Below are 4,106 nucleotides of genomic sequence, written 5' to 3' on the forward strand. Positions count from 1 at the left end.
AACCAGCCGGCGACATCGCCGTCGATCGAGATTCCGTTGTCGTCGTAGATCGCGATCAGGCGGCCCAGGCCGAGTGTGCCGGCGAGCGAACACGCTTCGTGCGAAATACCTTCCATCAGGCAGCCGTCGCCGACCAGGACATACGTCGAGTGGTCGACGATGTCATGGCCCGGTCGATTGAACTCGGCGGCCAGCGCCTGTTCGGCGATCGCCATGCCGACGGCGTTGGCCAGACCCTGGCCGAGCGGCCCGGTCGTCGTTTCGACGCCCGGCGTGTGGCCGACCTCGGGGTGCCCGGGGGTGCGCGAAGCGAACTGTCGGAAGCGCTTCAGGTCGTCGATCGAGAGCGCGTAACCGCTCAGGTGGATCAGTGCGTAGAGCAGCATCGAGCCGTGACCGTTCGACAGAACGAACCGGTCGCGGTCGGGCCACTGCGGGTTTCCGGGGTTGTGGCGCAGATGTCTGCGCCAGAGAACCTCACCGATTTCGGCCATCCCCATGGGCATGCCCGGATGTCCGGAGTCGGCTTGTTGCACCGCATCCATGGCGAGGACGCGCAGGGCACTGGTCAGGGGGCTGTAGGCGGGAGTAGGCACGATGGTCGGCGGCTTGGAGCGTGTCGGGAAGGCGTTACGGGGCTGGATTATCCGCCAAAAGTGCCGGGTTTGCCAAACTCCGTTGCAGGCGGGCCGCGTGCGCGCCGGCACCGCGTGCTGCAGAGCAACACGAGAGCCGAGGGCGATTCATCGAGCAAGCGTAGTAATAAAGCATTTACTAACAGTAATACCCAGAAAGTTTAACTTCTAATAATCTATTGTGCCGCATACACTTGTCCGAATCAAGGCGGCAGTCGCCCCCGCCGGAGCCCCGGCTGCGGCCGGGCAGGCACCTCCTTCCTCCTTTCATCGCTCTGGAAATACGCATGGACCAATCGAATCGCTACGCCGACCTCAGCCTCGACGAGGAAGCGCTGATCAAAGGCGGCAAACACATTCTCGTCGCCTACAAGATGAAGCCCAAGGCGGGCTACGATTACCTGCAGGCGGCGGCGCACTTTGCCGCCGAGTCGTCGACCGGCACCAATGTCGAGGTGTGCACGACCGACGACTTCACGCGCGGCGTCGATGCACTGGTCTACGCGATCGACGAAGCGAACGACGACATGCGCATCGCCTATCCGCTCGACCTCTTCGACCGCAACATCACCGACGGCCGGATGATGATCGTCTCCTTCCTGACGCTGTGCATTGGCAACAACCAGGGGATGGGCGACATCGAGCATGCCAAGATGTACGACTTCTACATGCCCGAGCGCGCGATCCAGCTTTTCGACGGCCCGGCCAAGGACATTACCGACCTCTGGCGCATCCTCGGTCGGCCGCTGCGCGACGGCGGCTACATTGCCGGGACGATCATCAAGCCGAAGCTCGGTCTGCGCCCCGAACCCTTCGCGCTGGCAGCGTATCAGTTCTGGCTCGGCGGCGACTTCATCAAGAACGACGAACCGCAGGGCAACCAGGTCTTCGCGCCGATGAAGAAAGTCATCCCGCTGGTTTATGACGCGATGAAGCGCGCGCAGGACGAAACCGGTCAGGCGAAGATCTTCTCGGCCAACATCACGGCCGACGATCACTACGAAATGTGCGCGCGCGCCGACTACATTCTGGAGACTTTCGGCCCGGACGCCGACAAGGTCGCCTTTCTCGTCGATGGCTACGTCGGCGGGCCGGGCATGGTGAGCACCGCACGCCGACAGTATCCCGACCAGTACCTGCACTACCACCGCGCCGGGCACGGTGCGGTCACCTCGCCGAGTTCGAAGCGCGGCTACGATGCCTACGTCCTGGCCAAGATGGCCCGCCTGCAGGGTGCCTCGGGAATTCACGTCGGAACGATGGGCTACGGCAAGATGGAAGGCAGCCCGGACGATCGGGCGATCGCCTATGTCATCGAGCGCGACGAGTACCAGGGGCCGGCGTATCGGCAGGAATGGTACGGCATGAAACCGACGACGCCGATCATCTCGGGCGGCATGAACGCCTTGCGCCTGCCCGGCTTCTTCGCCAATCTCGGTCACGGCAACGTGATCAACACCGCTGGCGGCGGATCGTATGGCCACATCGACAGCCCCGCGGCGGGAGCGATCTCGCTGCGCCAGGCCTACGAATGCTGGAAAGCCGGCGCCGATCCGATCGAATGGGCACGCGAGCACCGCGAGTTCGCGCGCGCCTTCGCATCGTTCCCGGCCGACGCCGACCGACTGCATCCCGGCTGGCGAGAAAAGCTCGCGGCGCATCGCTGACCGCCGCGCGCGACTCTGCAGGCAGACTCCCGATGACACAAACGGCGCAGGCGATGATCGACGGCGAGCAGTTCAGGGTGCGCAGCGAACCCTTCTATCAGCCGCAGGGCAAGGAAATCGAGCTTTTTGCCGCGGCCTACGCGGCGCGTCTGCCGGTCATGGTCAAGGGACCGACCGGCTGCGGCAAGTCGCGCTTCATCGAGTACATGGCGTGGAAGCTCGACCGCCCGCTGGTCACCGTCGCCTGCAATGAAGACATGACCGCAGCCGACCTCGTCGGGCGCTACCTGCTCTCCGCCGACGGCACGCACTGGCTCGACGGCCCACTGACCACCGCCGCGCGCATCGGAGCCATCTGCTACCTGGACGAAATCGTCGAAGCGCGCCAGGATACGACGGTCGTCATTCACCCGCTGACCGACCACCGGCGCTGCCTGCCGCTCGACAAGAAGGGCGAACTTCTCCGCGCGCACGCCGACTTCCAGCTCGTCATCTCGTACAACCCGGGCTACCAGAGCCTGATGAAGGATCTCAAGCAATCGACCAAGCAGCGCTTCACGGCGCTCGACTTCGACTATCCGCCAGCCGCGCTGGAAGGCGCGATCCTCGTCCGCGAAGCGGGTATCGCGCCCGCGCTCGCCGAGCCACTGGTGCAGCTTGCAGCCAGCGCCCGCCGCCTGCGCGGGCACGGCCTCGACGAAGGCGTGTCGACCCGGCTGCTGGTCTACGCGGCGCGCCTGATCGGTGCCGGCGTCGATCCCGGTGACGCGTGTCGGATGGCGCTGGTGCGGCCGATCACCGACGACGCTGACGTGCGCGCCGCGCTCGAGCAGGCGATCGACGCGGTTTTCGCCTGAGCCTGGCGGATGGTCGCCGAGGCCAGCCACGACGACGCCTGGGAGCAAAGTCTGGCGAGCGGCCGCGCGCAACTGGCGTGCCGCTTCCCACAGGTCGACGAGGTCTTCGCGGATTGCCTGCGCGCCGCCTCGAGCACGCTTTCGCCGGCTGGCGTCAGCGATTATCTCGACTGCGGGCGTTTTCTCGGTCGCATGGGGCGCGGCGTCGAACCCGTATTGATCTTCCTTGCCGAATGGCCGCAGATCGCGCGCCTGGTCGGCGAAGGCGCGCTGCCGGGGGTGCGTCAGGCGCTGCACAGCCTGGCCAGGTCGCCGAACGGCAAGGCGATCGCGCCTTTCCTGCAGTCGCTCGCCGGCGTCGCCCGCCGTCTGGCGGCAGCCGAGCCGATGCAGCACTACCTCGACCTGACGCTCGAGCTGATGCAGCGCACGTCCGGCTCGATACACGGCATCCACCAGACCTACGCCAGCCCCGGCTTGGCCGCGTTTCTCGCCCAGGCGCCTGTTCTGCTCGCCAGCCTGACGATCGCCGGTCTGCGCAACTGGGTGGACTATGGCGTGCGCACCCATGCGGATCACCCGCAACGGCAGTCCGCCTATTTCAGCCTGCAGTCCGCCGACAGCCGCGCCGTCTTCCAGCGCGAACGGCACGGCACGCTGCTGGTCGATCACGAACGTCTGCTCGGCCTCGGGCTACGCGCGCTGTGGGACGACCCGGCGCCTCTCGTGCCCTATCCGACCGGTCTGCCTGCCACCTTGCGGGGTGCCAACGAGCGACCCGCGCCGGCCACTGTCGATTGCCCCTACTACGACGCCGACGGTATCCGCCTGCCGGATGTGCTCGACGACGCGCACGGTGTACGCGGCATCGACCGCTACCAGGCAGCGCTCGCGCACATCGCGGGTCATCGTCGCTGGAGCCAGCCGCTCATCGCCGACAACTTCAG

At 66.1% G+C, this 4,106-nt stretch carries 2 protein-coding genes and 2 pseudogenes; 3 read left to right on the forward strand and 1 reads right to left on the reverse strand.

The window, feature by feature from the left end; all coding sequences use genetic code 11:
• Window positions 1–545 (reverse strand): annotated as a pseudogene (locus Q1L59_RS00525) (transketolase); the annotation flags it as partial.
• A 377-nt stretch (window positions 546–922) separates the two neighbouring features.
• On the opposite strand from Q1L59_RS00525, the gene Q1L59_RS00530 reads away from it, so the two are divergent.
• The 3 genes and pseudogenes from Q1L59_RS00530 to Q1L59_RS00540 form a co-directional block, all read left to right on the forward strand.
• Entirely contained in the window at window positions 923–2,302 is a 1,380-nt protein-coding gene (locus Q1L59_RS00530) for a ribulose-bisphosphate carboxylase (protein ID WP_300327342.1), read from the forward strand.
• A gap of 53 nt (window positions 2,303–2,355) precedes the next feature.
• Window positions 2,356–3,159 carry a CbbQ/NirQ/NorQ/GpvN family protein gene (locus Q1L59_RS00535; protein WP_300327343.1) on the forward strand — a complete coding sequence of 268 codons (804 nt, stop codon included), beginning with the start codon at window positions 2,356–2,358 and terminating at the stop codon, window positions 3,157–3,159.
• 9 nt (window positions 3,160–3,168) lie between these two features.
• A pseudogene (locus Q1L59_RS00540) lies at window positions 3,169–4,106 on the forward strand (hypothetical protein); the annotation flags it as partial.

Source organism: Accumulibacter sp., assembly GCF_029255125.1.
In the GTDB taxonomy this organism is placed as follows: Bacteria; Pseudomonadota; Gammaproteobacteria; order Burkholderiales; family Rhodocyclaceae; genus Accumulibacter.

Coding starts and splice junctions, on each gene's coding strand:
- Q1L59_RS00535 (WP_300327343.1), top strand. CDS start 2,356: ATGATCGACGGCGAGCAGTTCAGGGTGCGCAGCGAACCCTTCTATCAG.
- Q1L59_RS00530 (WP_300327342.1), top strand. CDS start 923: ATGGACCAATCGAATCGCTACGCCGACCTCAGCCTCGACGAGGAAGCG.